At 66.9% G+C, this 17473-nt stretch carries 13 protein-coding genes; 6 read left to right on the top strand and 7 right to left on the bottom strand.

What is annotated here, in order from left to right:
* Positions 1-4: 4 nt before the first annotated feature.
* From narJ to moaA, 5 genes are all read right to left on the bottom strand, one after another.
* Positions 5-694, bottom strand: coding sequence for a nitrate reductase molybdenum cofactor assembly chaperone (gene narJ, locus FOC40_RS00155; protein WP_003797261.1), 690 nt, complete (start codon positions 692-694; stop codon positions 5-7).
* Positions 691-2241, bottom strand: coding sequence for a nitrate reductase subunit beta (narH, locus tag FOC40_RS00160; protein WP_003797263.1), 1551 nt, complete (start codon positions 2239-2241; stop codon positions 691-693). Before narH ends, narJ begins: the two co-directional genes overlap by 4 nt.
* Positions 2241-6011: a nitrate reductase subunit alpha gene (locus FOC40_RS00165; RefSeq protein WP_003797265.1), complete on the bottom strand. Its 3771-nt coding sequence runs from the start codon at positions 6009-6011 to the stop codon at positions 2241-2243. The genes narH and FOC40_RS00165 overlap by 1 nt, the downstream gene beginning before the upstream one ends.
* A 68-nt stretch (positions 6012-6079) precedes the next feature.
* On the bottom strand, positions 6080-7423 hold the full coding sequence (locus FOC40_RS00170) for an MFS transporter (protein ID WP_003797268.1): 1344 nt from the start codon (positions 7421-7423) through the stop codon (positions 6080-6082).
* Between the two features lie 223 nt (positions 7424-7646).
* Positions 7647-8711, bottom strand: a complete 1065-nt coding sequence (gene moaA, locus FOC40_RS00175) for a GTP 3',8-cyclase MoaA (protein WP_003797270.1) — start codon at positions 8709-8711, stop codon at positions 7647-7649.
* A gap of 177 nt (positions 8712-8888) precedes the next feature.
* Between moaA and FOC40_RS00180 the strand changes: the two genes are divergently transcribed.
* From FOC40_RS00180 to moaC, 4 genes are all read left to right on the top strand, one after another.
* Positions 8889-9929 (top strand): zinc-dependent alcohol dehydrogenase family protein, encoded by a 1041-nt coding sequence (locus tag FOC40_RS00180; protein WP_003797272.1) that lies wholly within the window; start codon positions 8889-8891, stop codon positions 9927-9929.
* A gap of 733 nt (positions 9930-10662) precedes the next feature.
* Entirely contained in the window at positions 10663-11679 is a 1017-nt protein-coding gene (locus FOC40_RS00185) for an endonuclease domain-containing protein (RefSeq protein ID WP_003797276.1), read from the top strand.
* A 327-nt stretch (positions 11680-12006) separates the two neighbouring features.
* Positions 12007-13284 (top strand): gephyrin-like molybdotransferase Glp, encoded by a 1278-nt coding sequence (gene glp / locus FOC40_RS00190; RefSeq protein ID WP_003797279.1) that lies wholly within the window; start codon positions 12007-12009, stop codon positions 13282-13284.
* Between the two features lie 34 nt (positions 13285-13318).
* Entirely contained in the window at positions 13319-13801 is a 483-nt protein-coding gene (gene moaC, locus FOC40_RS00195) for a cyclic pyranopterin monophosphate synthase MoaC (protein WP_003797281.1), read from the top strand.
* A 69-nt stretch (positions 13802-13870) separates the two neighbouring features.
* Here the strand turns inward: moaC and FOC40_RS00200 are convergent, their stop codons facing one another.
* Both FOC40_RS00200 and tadA read right to left on the bottom strand, forming a co-directional pair.
* Entirely contained in the window at positions 13871-14362 is a 492-nt protein-coding gene (locus tag FOC40_RS00200) for a MogA/MoaB family molybdenum cofactor biosynthesis protein (protein WP_039929880.1), read from the bottom strand.
* 1 nt (position 14363) lies between these two features.
* Positions 14364-15698, bottom strand: a complete 1335-nt coding sequence (tadA, locus tag FOC40_RS00205; protein WP_155844080.1) for a tRNA adenosine(34) deaminase TadA — start codon at positions 15696-15698, stop codon at positions 14364-14366.
* A gap of 213 nt (positions 15699-15911) precedes the next feature.
* Here tadA and upp point away from each other — a divergent pair, with 213 nt between their 5' ends.
* Together upp and FOC40_RS00215 are read left to right on the top strand one after the other, a co-directional pair.
* Positions 15912-16550, top strand: coding sequence for a uracil phosphoribosyltransferase (gene upp / locus FOC40_RS00210; protein ID WP_003797291.1), 639 nt, complete (start codon positions 15912-15914; stop codon positions 16548-16550).
* A 241-nt stretch (positions 16551-16791) separates the two neighbouring features.
* A complete protein-coding gene (locus tag FOC40_RS00215) occupies positions 16792-17346 on the top strand; it encodes a YagU family protein (protein ID WP_003797293.1) in 555 nt (184 codons plus the stop codon).
* Positions 17347-17473: the final 127 nt, after the last annotated feature.

Here is a 17473-nt window from a genome sequence, read left to right on the forward strand (position 1 = left end):
AACGTTACCGTCCCATCGTTGAATCGGAAGTCGGGAAGGGCGTCGCAGACAGATCGCCCACGCCCACCAGCTCGGTGGGCGGCCCCTGGCTAATGAGCTTACGGAAGCCCTCAATGGTCTTTTCGTCCGGCTCGGGCAGCGTCGCGACCAGCGCGTCCAGCAGCGGCGCGTACGGGGAGTCCGTGGCGCGCAGCGCCGTGCGGATCACCTCGATACCCTCGCGGTTGGAGCGCAGCAGGCCCTCGGCCGTGCCGGTCTCGTCGAAGGCCGCGAACTCCAGGACCACCGGCAGGTGATCGGGAAGCTCCTCGCGTTCCATCTCGAAACCGGCACGGCGCAGGATCTCCTTGAAGGCCAGGATGGCCTGGCCGCGTCCGCGGGTGTCGCCGTGCGTGTAGTACGTCAGGCCGAGCGCGCAGCGTCGGCGCTGGTCGAACGTCTCCACGTAGGTGGTCTGCATGGCGCGCAGGCCAGCGGCGCGAGCGTAGCTCACGAACGAGGCCAGGGACGCCGAGGCCGGCTCCGGCAGGTCCGCCAGAGCCTCCTCGACCGCGTCCAGCTTGATCTCGAAGTCATCCCCCGGATAGTCCAGGAGGACCGAGACCGCCATGCGCACGCCGCGCGCGTCCTGCGGATCCATCTCCGTTTCCGGAGCGGCCGTAGGAATACGCGGAATGCCGACGAAAGTACTCATCGAACGACCTCAAGGGGGAGCATCTGGCGTCCCTCCGGCGACGAGCCACCCATCGGGCGATTCGACGTGGCGGGGGCCAGGCCGTGGAAGGCCTCGACATCGTAGGACACCGGGCAGCCCTCGAGCTCCTTGATGCCGCGGGGCATCTCGGGGTGGGCGGTCGGGATGACGAAGCGGTCGTCGTACTTAGCGATCGACAGCAGTCGGTACATCTCCTTGACCTTCTCCGGGCTCATGCCCACGGAGGCCGGGATCTCCTCGTTCGTCGGGTTGTCGACGAAGACGTCGCGCATGTAAGAGCGCATCGCGGCGAGGCGACGCAGCGCCAGCTCCACGGGAGCGGTGTCGCCGGCCGTGAACAGGCCGGCCAGGTACTCCATCGGGATGCGCATCTGCGAGATGGCGGACAGCAGGACCCTATGGTCCTCGCCGTCGGAACCGGTCGCGGTCACCTGGTCGACGACCGGGGACAGCGGCGGCACGTACCACACCATCGGCAGGGTGCGGAACTCGGGGTGCAGCGGCAGGGCGACCTCGTACTCGGTGATGAGCTTCCAGATCGGGGACTGCTGGGCGGCCGTGATCCACGAGTGGGGAACACCGTTGGCCTGAGCCTGGGCGACCACCTGCGGGTCGTTCGGGTCGAGCAGGATCTCGCGCTGGGCGCGGTACAGGTCGCGCTCGTCCTCCTGGGAGGCGGCCCAGGTGACGCGGTCCGCGTCGTAGAGCAGCACGCCCATGTAGCGCAGGCGACCCACGCAGGTCTCCGAGCAGATGGTCGGCTGGCCGACCTCGAGGCGCGGGTAGCACAGCGTGCACTTCTCGGCCTTGCCCGTGTTGTGGTTGAAGTAGACCTTCTTGTAGGGGCAGGCGGAGACGCACATGCGCCAGCCGCGGCACTGATCCTGGTCGACCAGGACGATGCCGTCCTCGGAGCGCTTGTACATCGCGCCCGAGGGGCACGCCGACACACAGGTCGGGTTCAGGCAGTGCTCGCAGATGCGAGGCAGGTAGAACATGTACGCGTCCTCGATGGTCTTAGCGACCTGGAGGTTCATCTGGTGCAGGACCGGGTCCTGATCCAGGGTCTCCATGGAGCCACCGAGGTCATCGTCCCAGTTCGGGCCCCACTCGGGCTTGTCGATGTGCTCGCCCGTGATCTTGGACTTCGCGCGAGCCGTCGGGATCGCGCGGGAGTTCGCGGGCGCCTGGAGCAGCTTGTCGTACTCGTACGTCCACGGCTCGTAGTAGTCCTTCATGGTCGGCTGCGTCGGGTTCGCGAAGATCTTCGCGAGCGAGGCGACACGTCCGCCCTGACGGGGAACGAGGCGGCCCGTGGCGGTGCGCTTCCAGCCACCCTTCCACTTCTTCTGGTCCTCCCAGCCGCGGGGGTAGCCCACGCCGGGACGGGTTTCGACGTTGTTGAACCAGATGTACTCGGTGCCCTCGCGGTTCGTCCACACCTGCTTACAGGTGACCGAACAGGTGTGGCAGCCAATGCACTTGTCGAGGTTCATCACCATCGCGATCTGAGCCATGACCTTCATCAGAACTGCACCTCCTGGGAGCGGCGGCGGATAACCGTGACCTCGTCGCGGTTATTGCCGGTGGGACCGTAGTAGTTGAACGCGTAGGCGAACTGCGCGTATCCGCCGGCCAGGTGGCTCGGCTTAATGAAGATTCGGGTCAGCGAGTTGTGCGTACCGCCGCGCTTGCCGGACTCCTCGTTCAGCGGGGTGTTGATCTGGCGATCCTGGGCGTGGTGCATGAACACCGTGCCCTCCGGGATGCGGTGGGAGACAACGGCGCGAGCCGACACGGTGCCGTTACGGTTCTTCGCCTCGATCCACTCGTTGTCGCGCACGCCGATCTTCTCGGCGTCCTGCGGGCTCATCCACACCGTCTGGCCACCACGACCCAGCGTCAGCATGTACGGGTTGTCGTAGTACTGGGAGTGGATGGCCCACTTGTTGTGGACCGTCAGGTAGCGCACCGCGACCTCGGCCTGACCCGGCTGACCGGGACGATGGTCGCCGACGGGGCGCTCACCGTAGATGTGCGCCAGGTCGAGCGGGGGACGGAAGATCGGCAGGGACTCGCCCATGTCCATCATCCAGTCGTGGTCGATGTAGAACTGCGGGCGACCCGTGAGCGTGTGCCACGGCTTGCGGCACTCGACGTTCTGCACGAAGGCGCTGTAGCGGCGTCCGCCGTGCTCGGAGCCCGACCACTCGGGGCTGGTGATGACGCTGCGCGGCTGCAGGACGGTGTCCTGGTAGGTGATCTTCTTTTCTTCGTCACCTTCGGCCAGGAACGCCATCTCGTTGCCGACGCGCTTTTCCAGCGTGCGGAAGCCCTGAACGGCCAGCGAGCCGTTCGTGGTGCCCGAGAAGCGCAGCGCCATGTTCGCCGCCTTGATGGCGGTGTCGCACAGCGGCATGCCCTCGCCGGCATTGCCGTCCATGGGGGCGCGGCCGTTGAGGTCGCCGAGCTGCTCGTACGCCTCCTGCATGTTGTACGCCACACCCTTGGAGGCCAGGCCAGCCTTGGGCACGAGCGGTCCGATGCGGTCGTACTTGTAGCCGACCTGCGTGTAGTCGCGCTCGATCGCAACCAGCTTCGGCATGGTCTTGCCGGGCGTCCACGTCTGCTCGGGAACGACGCCATCCGCCATGGTCATGGCGTCCGGGGAGTCGTGCCCCAGCGGAACCGCGACGACGTCCGTCTGGGTGTCCAGGTGGCCAGGGGCCATGCGGCCGACGAGGCGAGCCAGGGTCTGGAACACCTCGAAGTCAGTGCGTGCCTCCCACGGCGGGTTCACGGCCTCGTCGAAGCAGTGCATAAAGGGGTGCATGTCCGTGGAGGACAGGTCGTGCTTCTCGTACCACGTGGCGGCGGGCAGCACCACGTCGGAGTGCAGCGTCGTCGAGGTGTTACGGAAGTCCGCGACCCACATGAGGTCAAGCTTGCCGGGGTGAGCCTCACGCCAGTTGACGGACGCGGGACGGTTGCCCTCTTCCAGCTCCTCGGCGTTGACCTCGTTGCCGGTACCCAGCATGTGACGCAGGAAGAACTCGGTGCCCTTCGCGGACGAGCCGAGCAGGTTCGTACGCCAGTTCGCGAGGATCTTCGGGACGTTGTGATGGGCGTCCGGGTCCTCGATCGCGAACTGGAGGCGACCCTCGCGCAGCTCCTGGGACACGTATTCCGCGGGGGCCATGCCGGCCTCGGCGGCCTCGCAGCCCAGCTGGGTCGAGCCCTTGGAGAACGTCGGGTAGCAGGGCATCCAGCCGCGCTGAACCGACTCGACGAGGGTGTCGACCAGCTGCTTGCCGTCCAGGTTCGAGGACTTGATCGGGTTTCCCATGGCCGAGGCCGCAGCACCGTCGTAGCGCCACTGGTCCGTGGTCATGTAGTACCAGCCGGTGGAGATCATCTGGCGCGGCGGGCGCGCCCAGTCCAGGGCGAAGGTGAAGGAGCCCCAACCCATGATCGGGCGGACCTTCTCCTGACCCACGTAGTGGGCCCAGCCGCCGCCGTTGCGGCCCTGGGTGCCACACATTTCCGTGAGCGCCAGGAACGTACGGTACATCTCGTCGGAGTGGTAGTAGTGGTTCGTGCCGGCGCCCATGAGGATCATGGAACGGCCCTGCGTCTCAACCGCGTTCTGCGCGAACTCGCGGCCGATCTTGATGGCTGCGGCGGCGGGAACCGACGTGAACTCCTCCTGCCACGCAGGGGTGCCCGGCGTGGAGGCGTCCATGTAGTCGGTGGGCCACTCACCCGGCAGGCCCTCACGCTCGACGGCGTACTGGGCGAGCAGGATGTCGAACACGGTCGTCACGAGGCGACCGTTGACGCGGCGCGCGGGCACGCCACGCTTCACGTAGCCACCGCCGACCGAGGCCTGGCCGGGGGCCGCGGGCAGGTCGAAGCGCGGCAGGGCAATCTCGACGGCTTCCCACTCGTCCGTGTCCATGATGGACATGACGGGCTCGACGCCATCCAGGTTGAGGTTCCAGTGGCCGGCGCCCTCCTCACCGAAGCGATCGGCGAGCGTGCCGCCCGGGTCCTTGACCGTGCCGTCGGCCTCGATGACGAGGGGACGGAACTGGTTGTTCTCGGTGCGCTCGGTCGTGCCTGCGGGCATCTTGGCGGCCGTCAGGAACTTGCCGGGGACCAGGGTCGTCGGGGCGACGCCCTCGTGGGCACCCTCGCCGACCTCGTTAATCTCCACCAGGAACGGGGAGTCGGTGTAGCGCTTCATGTAATCGAGGAACATGGGCTCGCGCTTGCCGACGTGGAATTCCTTGAGGATGACGTGGCCCATCGCCTGCGCCAGGGCGCCGTCCGTGCCGGGCTGGACGCGCAACCAGTCGTCCGCGAACTTCGTGTTGTCCGCGAAGTCCGGGGACACGACGATGACCTTCTGGCCGTGGTAGCGGGCCTCGGCCATGAAGTGAGCGTCGGGGGTACGGGTCAGCGGCAGGTTCGTGCCCCACATGATGAGGTACTGCGAGTTGAACCAGTCGCCGGCCTCGGGCACGTCGGTCTGGTCGCCGAACACCTGAGGCGAGGCTGGAGGCAGGTCCGCGTACCAGTCGTAGAAGGACAGCATCGTGGCGCCGATGAGCTCGTGGAAGCGGGAGCCCGCACCGTAGGAGATCATCGACATGGCGGGGATGACCGAGAAGCCGGCGATGCGGTCGGGGCCGTACTGCTTGATCGTGTGCACGTAGGCGGCGGCGACGATCTCCATCGCCTCTTCCCACGACACGCGGACCATGCCGCCGCGGCCACGCTGCGACTTGTAGGCACGCGCCTTCTCCGGGTCCTCAACGACCGCGGCCCACGCGTCGACGGGATCCCCGAGGCGCTTCTTGGCCTCGCGGAACATGTCGAGCAGGACGCCGCGCACGTAGGGGTACTTAATACGGGTCGGCGAGTACTCGTACCACGAGAACGCAGCGCCACGCGGGCAGCCGCGGGGCTCGTACTCGGGCATGTCAGCGCCGGTTGACGGGTAGTCAGTCTGCTGGGTTTCCCAGGTGATGACGCCGTCCTTGACGAAGATCTTCCACGAGCACGAGCCCGTGCAGTTCACGCCATGGGTGGAGCGCACGATCTTGTCGTAGCTCCAGCGGTCGCGGTAGAAGGAGTCGCCGTCGCGGCCGCCCTCGAGGAAGAGCTGGCGCGCGTCGGCGGACGCCTTGCCGCGACGCAGCCACGAGCCGAGCGCGAACAGGGTCGCGCCGGTCGCAGGCTTGACCTCGCCGCCGTAGGTCGGGAAGGTCATATCGGATTCGAGATTCGTCATGGGGTGCTCCTAAGAGTCGATTGACGAGGCAGTGGCAGGTCCGCTGGCACCACACAGTGCCGGGTGGATCAGCCGGGGAACGGGGCGTTCTTGCGCGCGTACATGATCCAGCACAGGACCGCGCACAGGGCGCAGAAGATAGCGCAGCCCGCGAAGAAGACCGGGGCGCTGATGGCGGAGAGCGCGACGCCGACCAGGAAGGGGCCGAGGGACGCGATCGCCGCGGTGAAGCCGATGGCGCCGCCGGCCTGGCGGGCCGGCATGATCATCGGCATCTGCTTGAAGGTACCGGCGTTACCGAAGCCGGAGAACAGGAACATGGCGAGCATGAGGCCCAGGAAGATGTAGAAGTCCATCTTACCGGTGGGGTTGGTCAGAACCCAGGCGATGCCGCCCATGGTGATCGCCATGCCGACGCCGGAGATGAAGGTCCAGATGGCGCCGCCCATGCGGTCGCAGAAGATTCCCCAGGACATGCGGATGAGCGAGCCGATGAGGGGGCCGAGGAAGGCGTAGGTCGCGCCCTTGACGCCCAGGTTGAGGGCCGACTGGTCACCGAACTGGTTGTTGATCAGGAGGGCGAAGACGGCGGAGAAGCCGGAGAACAGACCGAAGGTCATGACGTAGAGGATGGTCATGTACCAGGTGTTGGGGTTGGAGAAGATGTCCAGCTGCTGCTTGAGGTTGGCCTTGACGGGCACGTCACGCAGCCAGATGAAGGCGAGGATCGCCGCGAGGATGCACCACGGAACGAAGAAGATCGCTGCGTTGTAGACCCAGATGCTCTCACCGACGTGGTCGCCGGCGACCTGCTGCTGGGGCGCCAGCCAGGTCAGACCGAAAAGACCAAAGCCCATCAACACAGGACCAACAAGCAGAATGACGGACATGCCGAGGTTACCGATGCCGCCCTGCAGGCCGAGGGCCGTACCGGCGAGGCGCTTGGGGAAGAAGTAGCCGGTGGAGGGCATGTAGCCGGAGAAGGCCCCGCCGCCGATGCCACACATGAAGGCCAGGGTCAGCAGGACCCAGTAGGGGGTCGTGTTGTCCTGAACGACGTAGAACCAACCAGCCATGGGGATGATGCACAGCAGGGAGGTGATGCCCACGAGCTTGCGGGTACCGATGAGCGGGGGCAGGAACATGTAGATGAGGCGCAGGATGCCGGCGGCCAGGCCCGGGAGGGCGGTCAGCCAGTAGAGCTGAGACTTATCCAGGTGGAAGCCAAGGGCAGTCAGCTTGGGCGCAATCGCGCTGGGCAGGAACCACACGCAGAAGGCCAGGATCAGCGAGTAGGTCGTGATCCACAGCGTGCGCCACGCGAGCTTCGAGTCCCACTTGGATTCGTCGTTGGGGTTCCAGTCAGTGAGCAGGTAGCGGCTCTTCTTGGCCGCAGGTTCGGTCGCGCTCATGGCTCTCCTCGGGTCTGAAGGGAGTCCGGGCGCGGGCGTGCGCCGGACATTCTTTAACACGGAGGCTACCAATTGAAATGACGTCACTCACAGGAACTCATTGGGACGTACATCACTCTTGTAAGCACTGGGAAAAGTACTCCCCCTCAGGGACGTTCCACCCGACGGCGAACAATCAATCAACCGCTGTTAGAAAACATCGGCGTCACGAAATTAGTGGGGATTACCCGCCAATACGGCTCATGGTGCGCGATGCACGAGCAAAGGTGTCGATATTGAGCCCGTGCGCGGCCGGCTTCGCCCACATCGCGTCGGCCCATCGGGCGGCGATCTGCGCATCGTCCCCGCCACCGCGCAGCAGGTCGCGCAGCGAGGTCTCCTCGGTGGAGAACAGGCACGAACGCACCATGCCGTCCGAGGTCAGGCGGGTGCGGTCGCACGCGCTGCAGAAGGGGTCGGACACGGAGGCGATAACTCCGAGGCGCTTCGTCGGGTCACCGTCCACAATCCAGCGTCCCGCCGGCGAGTGCGGATCCTCGCGGGGCGCGGGGGTCAGCGTGTGGCGGGTGCTCATGATGTGCAGGATCTCGTCGGCCGTCATGATGTTCTGGCGATCCCACGTGTCCGGCGGGCCGATCGGCATCTGCTCAATAACGCGCAGCTCGATGCCCCGGTCCAGGCAGTAGTCGACCAGGTCGGGCAGGTCGGCCTCGTTCATGCCGCGCAGCACGAGGGCGTTGACCTTGATCGGGCTCAGGCCCGCGCGGGCGGCGGCCTCGATGCCCTCCAGGACGTCGCCGAGGCGGTCGCGGCGGGTGATCGCCGCGAAGTGCTCGGGGTCCAGAGAATCAAGCGAAATGTTGACGCGGTTCAGGCCAGCGTCCTTCAGGCCCTGGGCGCGCTTGGCCAGGCCGAGCGCGTTCGTCGTGAGGGCCAGATCGAGGGGGTTTCCCTCGTCGGTGCGCAGGTGGGAGCATGCTTCGATGATCCCCTCGAGACCTCGGCGCAGGAGGGGTTCCCCGCCGGTGAAGCGGACCTGGCGGATCCCGAGCCGCTCGACGCCAACGCGCACGAGGCGCACAACCTCGTCGTCCGTCAGGGTTTCCTCGGTGGGCAGCCAGTCCAGGCCTTCGGGGGGCATGCAGTAGGAACAGCGCAGGTTGCAGCGGTCGGTGAGCGACACGCGCAGGTCGCGGGCCACCCGCCCGAAGGTGTCGACGAGCCGCAGCGGCGCGTCACACGCCACCGCAACTGCCGCCTGGGAGGCGGAAACGAACTCGACAGACATGGCGCAACCCTACCCCGATTCACCCGGTGTTCGCCCCTCGAAAAACCGAGCACCAACGGCGACACGCGGCCCCGGCCTCGTCTCTGAGAGAAAGGAGACAGTGTCCAGCAGTGACGAGCAGCTGGACGTGAGCGCTACCGTTGCCCTACGACCAATTCACCAATCACGAGGAGAATCATGCGCGCCGTCATCATGCACGCGCCCGGCAACGTCACCGTCGAAGACATGCCGATGCCGACCATCCTGGAACCCACAGACGCCATCATCAAGCTGGCGGCCACCTGCATCTGCGGCTCCGACCTGTGGCCCTATCGTGGCGCCCAGTACGTCCACGAGCAGCGCATGGGCCACGAGTACGTCGGCACGGTCACCGAGGTAGGCTCCGCGGTCACAACCGTCAAGCCCGGCGACTTCGTCGTCGGTTCCTTCTGCATCTCCTGCGGTGAATGCGAAATCTGCCGCGCCGGATACCCCTCGCGCTGCGCGACCGCCGCCGCCCAGGGAGATCCTTTCGTCGGCACGCGCGCGGGCGGCACCCAGGCCGAGTACGCTCGCGTGCCCCTCGCTGACGGCACGCTCGTCAAGACGCCCGCCACCCCCACGTCCGAGCAGATTCCCTCGCTCCTGGCCGCCTCCGATGTGCTCGGCACCGGCTGGTTCGCCGCCGACGAGGCCGGGGCCGCCCACGGGAAGACCATCGTCGTCGTGGGTGACGGGGCCGTGGGCCTGGGCGCAATCATCGCCGCCAAGCAGCTGGGCGCGTCGCGCATCATCGCTATGTCGCGCCACGCGGACCGTCAGGCTTTGGCTCGCCAGTTCGGCGCGACCGACATCGTGGAAGAGCGCGGCGAGGAGGGTATTGCCCGCATCAAGGAGATGACCGGGGGACTGGGTGCCGACGGCGTCGTGGAGGCCGTGGGCAACGAGGCGTCCTTCGACCAGGCTCTGGGCTGCGTGCGCCCGGGCGGCCACCTATCCTTCGTGGGTGTGCCGCACGGTGTTTCCCTCGACATGGGTCGCATGTTCGGCGCGGAGGTTCACATGTTCGGCGGTCCAGCCGCGGTGCGCAAGTACCTGCCCACCATGATCGACCTGATCTACCGCAGCGAGATCAACCCCGGTGCCGTCTTTGATCTGGTCCTGCCGCTCGAGCAGGCCGCCGAGGGCTACGCGGCCATGGACGAGCGTCGCGCCACGAAGGTCATGCTCACCGTCTGATTCGGTTGCACGGCGGCTTCAGCCTCGCGTTTTCACTCGTTCTGAGCCGCACGGTTATCCGGGCAGTCCCACCGCCGTGTGGGGCTGCCCGGATGGCTTTGTGGCGACCGGCTCCACGTCCACGACAATCCGCCCCTGAGCCCCACCAGACCCATCGAGCCTGCCCGTACCTCGCTAAGTCGCACCCCCGCCCCTCCAACAACGGCCCACCGGGCCACCCAACCGGGGGGTTTGGCAGCATTAGAAGTCCCATCACGGCGTGTCGCCGGCGTGTCGCGCGCCTAATGCTGCAATTCCCCCCACGGGACCATCCCAAGACCACCCGAGCCCGCCACAACCACCCGACCCGGCCCGTGCCTCGCCAAGTCACACCCACCGACCCGCCATCAATGGCCCACCAGTCCCCCAACCGGGGGTTTGGCACTACACGAAGCCTTCCAACGGCCCACCGGGCCACCCAACCGGGGGGTTTGGCAGCATTAGAAGTCCCATCACGGCGTGTCGCCGGCGTGTCGCGCGCCTAATGCTGCAATTCCCCCCGACCTCCCATGTCCAGGCCGCTGAAACGAGCCGCGACCGCACAACTCGGCCCACTCCTCGTGCAACGGGGCGCGAGAACTTCGCACCCATGCGCCCACGCCTCATCGCACCGCACGAGGACATCTCAGCAATAAAACAGAATCAGAAGAATCAAACCGCAACGAACTGACAGTTATAGCACTAGAATTCACTCATGAGCCAAGAAGTCGGGGGCAACGACGCTCCTTTCATCCTCAACGCCGTTGAACGCGCGATCATTCGCGTACCGCGATCCAGCCACCACGGCCTCACAAAGATACCGACGGCTGTGAAAATCGCGGGTAGGACATACCTTGATCTGTCTGCCTTGACAGATATCGACATGAGTCAGCTACCGGAAATCGTGCTCGCAGCGCGCCTCTACCATCTTGCTCTCACGCACCAAACTCTCGTTGCTACCGGACAATGTGCGCTATGGGCGCACGGCTATGGATGCGATCCCACACTTCCACCTATCACAGTTTCCGCATCATCCGCTATCCGCCCCATCGTCCTGCCCGCCATAGCAATCGGCACTCACACCTTTGCTCCCGTGAAGGTCAAGCCCAGGCACGTCTGTCACCTCCCTGCTATCAGCGACATACGCGGACTCCTCGTCGAGAACCTTGAATCTGCACAGATTACTGCTGCCCGCACATCACGCAACCGACGGGCCGCTTTCACGCAGATGTGCATGAACGCCCACACCTACACGCACTTCGACAACTTCCACATGAAAGCGTCACGCAACAACGAGGAGTCGTGGAAGTTCTTTCTTGAGCGCGAGCTGAAACAGCTGGGCAATCGGGCGAGAGGTCGCTCTCAAGCACAGTGGATCATCACCCACGCAGATGCCGGATGCGCTTCCCCCGGAGAAGCGCGCGTACTGTACGAGCTGTGCGCTGCGGGCTTGACCGGCATGCGCACACAAGTCGAGGTGCACACACGAGGTCGTCGCTATTTCATCGACTGCGCGTTCACAGCCGAAAAAGTCGGCATCGAGTTCGACGGTCGAGCCAAATATGGGGACGACGCCCGCAGCATCCACTCGTCACTTTCCCGCGAGCGCGAGCGCCAACGCCACCTCGAAGCCGAGGGCTGGCACATCATCCGCGTCGGCTGGCACGACCTCGATCATCCGGACGAGCTCGTTGTGCAGGTCCGCGGCGCACTCGCCGCGCGCCTGGCGTGAGATGACAACACCCGACAAACACCGTCAGCAGCTGCCTCCTCTCCGCCAACGAAGGCCCACATCGTCACCCAACCGGGGGGTTTGGCAGCATTAGAAGTTCCGCGACGGCGTGTCGTCGGCGTGTCGCGCCCCTAATGCTGCAATTCCCCCCGACCTCCCATGTCCAGGTCACTGAAACGAGCTAAAACCGCAGTACCCGGCCCAGACCTCGTCCCAAGGACGCGACGCAAACGGCCACGGCCAGCCGCCTGAGCAGCAACCCCACAACACCATGAGCGAACCCGCCCCACACCTAGCACCCACCCCACCTGGCCCTACACTGGTGGCATGCACGATCCCTCCCTGTCCACTGCGCAGCATCGCGAGCTGATCGAGGCACTGGCGCTCAGCCACGTCCTCCCCCATGACACGCTTCCCATCGAGGAGTGCCTGGGTCGCCGCCTGGCGGTCGACGTCTTTTCTCTGATTCCCCTGCCGCCCTTTACGAACTCCGCGATGGACGGGTTTGCGGTGCGCCGCGAGGACCTGGAGGGCGAGGGCCCGTGGACTCTGCCCGTTGTGGGCGATATTCCGGCGGGTGACACCCGCGAGAACCACCTCGAGAAGGGGCAGGCCTGGCGCATCATGACGGGCGCGCCGATCCCCGAGGGCGCGGACACCGTCGTGAAGGTCGAGCACACAGACCACGCGGCGGGCATCGCCCAGGCGCCCGACAGCGTTGAGATCCGCGTTGCCCCGAAGCTGGGCGCGAATGTGCGCGTCGCGGGCGAGGCCCTCAAGGCCGGCTCCCCGGTCCTGAAGGCGGGCCACATCCTGGACGGGACCGCCCTGTCGGCCGCCGCCTCGGTCGGGCACGGCACCCTCACGGTCCTGCCCCGCCCGCGTGTCATCGTCGTCTCGACGGGCACGGAGCTCAAGCGCGCAGGCGAGGCCCTCGAACGCGGGCAAATCCCAGATTCGAACGGCATCCTGCTGCGTGGCCTCGTCGAGGAGGCCGGCGGGCAGGTCGTCGCGCACCTGCGCACGGGAGACACACCTGCCGAGCTGCGCCGAGCCCTCGATGAGGCCCCGGAGGCCGACCTGGTCCTCACGGCCGGCGGCATCTCGGCGGGAGCCTTCGAGGTCGTGCGCCTGACGCTTGGCACGGACGCGGGCTTCCACCACGTCGCGCAGCAGCCCGGCGGCCCGCAGGGCGTCGGCTCGACACAGGTGGGCGCGGGCGGCCGCGAGACGCCCGTGATCTGCCTGCCCGGCAACCCGGTCTCGGTCTTTACGACGTTCCACATGTACGTGGCGGGCGCGCTGGCGGTCATGTCCGGCCTCGTCGCCCCCGAGCACGGCGGAACGGTACCCAGCGGCGTGATCGCCCGCGCGCGCGTGGGCTGGGACTGCCCGTCCGGAAAGACGCAGTTCATCCCGCTTCGTTTCGTCGACGTACCCGGGGACGAGGCCGGGGCCCGCTGGGTGGAGCCGGTGCACCCCCTGGGGTCGAAGTCGCACCTGGTGGCCTCGCTCGCGAACGCGGAGGCAATCGGCGTGGTCGCGCCGGACGTCGAGGTGGTCGAGCCCGGCCAGGAGCTGGCGGTCGTCCCGCTCGTGGGCTGACCCCACCTTAGAGAGAATTTACGAGAGGAAAACCGTGAAGTTTACGCATCTGAACGAGGACGGCGCCGCCTACATGGTGGACGTGACCGCTAAGAATCCGACGGTGCGCCAGGCGAGCGCCGTGTGCCGCGTGGATTGCTCACCCGAGGTCATGCAGGCCCTGCGTGACGGCACCGTCCCGAAGGGCGACGTCCTGGCGGTGGCGCGCGTGGCCGGCATTTCGGCGGCGAAGCGCGTCCCCGAGCTGCTGCCCCTCGCGCACACGATCGGCGTGCACGGCTGCGCGGTGGACCTGAGCCTGGAGGACGATCACGTGGCGATTCGCGCGACCGTGCGCACGGCCGACCGCACGGGCGTGGAGATGGAGGCGCTGACCTCGGTGACGGTGGCGGCTCTCGCGATCGTGGACATGGTCAAGGGCGTGGACCGCTCCGCCCGCATCCGCGAGGCGAAAATCGTGGCGAAGTCGGGCGGCCGCAGCGGCGACTGGGTGCGCCCGGAGGATCCGCAGGCCTGACCCCGCACCTACGAAGAGGCCGCCCGCAGCGTGTATGCAGGGCGGCCTTTTCGTTGCTATCTCAGGCTTTTAAGCGCGCGGATGGTCGCCGCCCGCGAGCTGGTCGACGATGTGAGCGACGAGGGGGCCGATAACGGCCACCGTATCGGAGACACCACCGCGCGAGCCGGGCGCGTTGACGACGAGGGCTCCCTCGGGGGAACGCGCGGTTACGCCGACGAGGCCTCGCGACAGGGCGGCGGAGGCAATCTTCTCCTCGCCGCGGCGGCGGATCGCGTCGGCGAGGCCGTCGATGCGGGTGACGAGGAGCGGCTCGGTGGCTTCGGGGGTGACGTCGCGGGGAGAGATGCCGGTGCCGCCGGTCGTGAAGACGAAGCGGGCGCCATCCTCCACGGCAGCAGTGATAGCGGCGCGAATGGCGTCGACATCGTCGGGGACGATCACGACCGAGGCGTCAACGCCGTGATCGGCGAGGAGGCGCGCGGCGAGGGGCCCGGAGAGGTCCTCGGCGAGACCAGCGGAGCAGCGGTCCGAGACCGTGATGACGCGCGCGGGGATCACGTCAGTGACGAGCGTTGCCACGGCGGCGGGCGGAGCGGCGCACGCGGATACCGGAGGTGATGGGGTCAACGTCGTTGAACTGACGCGGGGACAGCTCGTAGTCGACACGGCGCGCGGGCTCGGGCTCGAAGGCCTGCGGGAGGGGGCGCTGCGGGCGCGCGCCCTGTCGCGAGGTGGCGCGCTGCGGGAACGCGGGCGGCGCGGGGATCGGCGCGGGCGACTCTTCGACGGGTGCGGGTACGGCCTGCACGACGGGGGCCGGCGGCTCCGTGGGCGCGGGCGCGGTGACGGGCTCCGCAGGACGAGGCCGGGGCGCGCTAGCGCGCAGCGGCTGAGCCACGGGGCGGCCGGGCTGCGCGGGCGTGTAGAGGCCTTCGGGCACGGACGCGGCGGGGCGCACGTGGACGGGGCGAATCTGGGGGACGGTGCGCGTGATGGGACCGCGCGTCGTGCTCGGCAAGACCGCCTGCAGGACGGGGGCGGCGCTACGGTAGGGCGGCTGCGAGACGGGGGCAGCGGGTTGGAGCGAGGAGCCCGCGGGGATGTCTGCGGGGTTGTCGGCGTTGCCGGACACACGCTCGGAGAAGGGGCGTCCTGCTCGACGAGGCAGGGGCGAGACCTCGGTGCCACGGTGACTGATCCGACCGTGCTGGGGAGGCACCGGGAAGGCTTCAGAGCGAGGGTTTTCGTCGGAAGGAGCGGGAGCGGCCGGCGCGGCCGGAGCCTCGGGGGTGACGAGCTGCGCGGGAACGCCCTCATCGTGGCTGGCTTCCTCGTGGACCTGGTCGGGGGCCTCGTCTTCCTCGTAGGGGACGACGATGGGCGCGACCAGGTCGCTGGGCTCGTGGACGGGAGCTTGGACGACGGGCATCTCGTCGGGCGTGCGACAGCTGAGGAAGAAGGAGCGCAGCTGCATGGCGGCCTCTTGGGCGAGGACACCGCCGATGACCTCGGTCGGGTGCGGCATGCGGGCGTCGCGCAGGACATCGCGTAGGGATCCGGCGGCGCCAGCCTTGGGGTCCCAGGCGCCGAAGACGACGCGATCAATGCGAGAGGCGAGAATCGCGCCCGCACACATCGTGCAGGGCTCAAGGGTGACGATGAGCGTGCAGCCCGTCAAGCGCCAGGTACCCCTGGCGCGGCCGGCCTCACGCAGAGCGACGATTTCGGCGTGACCTGCGGGATCATGGTTAGCCTCGCGACAGTTCCACCCACGTCCGATGATGCGGCCGTTTTCGTCGACGATGACGGCTCCGACGGGAACGTCCCCCGTTTCGCGGGCGCGGTTGGCCAGGAAGAGGGCCTTGCCCATTGCTTCGCGGTACTGCTCATTCACGGTCACCCTCCTAGCTTACCGGCCAAACGACTGTTGGGGTAGTTGGAGTCCACAGTGACTCATGGTGCGCGTGTGACGAATGAGTTTGACACGAGGCCCAACACGCTGCCGATCCGGGCCGCCGACCGGCGCAGCGGAAGCGACGAGGAGACCCCGGCCTCGTCTTCGACACACTGGATGCGCGGCAGCGGACGAACAAGGTAGCCTATAACCATGCGCCTCCACGTAGCTCATCACCCCCTGATCACCCATAAGCTCACCGTCCTGCGCGATCGCGAAACGCCGTCGGCGACGTTCCGCCAGCTCGTGGACGAACTGGTCACCCTGCTCGCCTACGAGGCGACGCGCGAAGTGGCCGTCACCGAGACCCCCATCCAGACCCCGGTCGCCCCCACCGTCGGCCTCAAGCTCTCCGAGCCTCGCCCGATCGTGGTCCCCGTCCTGCGCGCAGGCCTGGGCATGCTCGAGGGCATGACCCGTATGCTGCCCACCGCCGAGGTCGGCTTCCTGGGCATGCGCCGCGACGACGACACCCTCGAGATCGAGACCTACGCGAACCGCCTGCCGGACGACCTGTCGGGCCGCCAGTGCTTCGTGCTGGACCCAATGCTGGCCACCGGCCACACCATGGTCGCCGCCACCAACTACCTCTTCGAGCGCGGCGCAAAGGACGTCACCTGCGTGTGCATCCTGGCCGCTCCGGAGGGCATCAACACCCTTGAGGACGCGATCGGCGATCGCGCCGACGTGAACGTCGTTGTCGCTGCCGTCGACGATCACCTCAACGAGAAGTCGTACATCGTCCCCGGCCTGGGCGACGCGGGCGACCGCCTGTACGGCATCGTCGACTGACGAGGCACGCGCCCCCTCGCGCATCGCAGCGCTGGAGGATATGACGCAGCTAACGCCACACGAGGGGTGGGCGCGGGACGAAAGTCTCGTGCCCACCCCTCGCATTTACTCAACAATAAAGGCGCAAATTAACCATATTAGCTATTTTGGCCCATTTTCCCTGATCACACCCGTGTGTGACCTTGAGCGCTAAGCACCCCAAGGCCTCGAAAACACCCTGCGTACATTCCATGCTTGTCACATGGCACTGATTCAGACCAATCCCAAGCGCCGCCGCTACGGCGTCGCAGCACTCGCAGGTGTTCTCGGCGGCATCGTCTCCGCGATCGTGAAGTTCGGCTGGGAGGTGCCGCTGCCTCCGCGTACGCCCGAGCGCAACGCCACCAACCCGCCCCAGGAACTGCTCCAACAGCTGGGCCTCCCGGAGAGCGTCACCCACCTGTCCTACACCTACAACGGTAACGAAGGACTCCCCTGGGTTTCCTTCATCGTCCACTTCGCGTTCTCGATCGGCTTCGCGGTTCTCTACTGTGTGCTGGCCGAGCGCTTCCCACAAATCAAGCTCTGGCAGGGTGCTGCCTTCGGCATCTTCGTCTACGTGGCCTTCCACGTCATCCTTATGCCGCTGATGGGCACCGTCCCGGCACCCTGGAACCAGCCTTTCGCGGAGCACTTCTCCGAGTTCTTCGGCCACATCATCTGGCTGTGGACTATTGAAGTCTTCCGCCGCGACATGCGTAACCGCATCACGCACGAGCCGGACGCCGAGTTCCCGCTCGAGTCTCGCACCAACTGATCGCCGCTTGCGCGGACAGACGGGTGGGCCCCGGATCCATACGGTTCCGGGGCCCACCCGTTATCTATGCGAACCTTTCGGCCCCGCGTTCCGTCAGCCTCGGCGCCAGCGCGCCCCGGCCTCGCGG

The sequence above is a fragment of the Schaalia odontolytica genome (assembly GCF_009730335.1).
Lineage (GTDB): Bacteria > Actinomycetota > Actinomycetes > Actinomycetales > Actinomycetaceae > Pauljensenia > Pauljensenia dentiphila.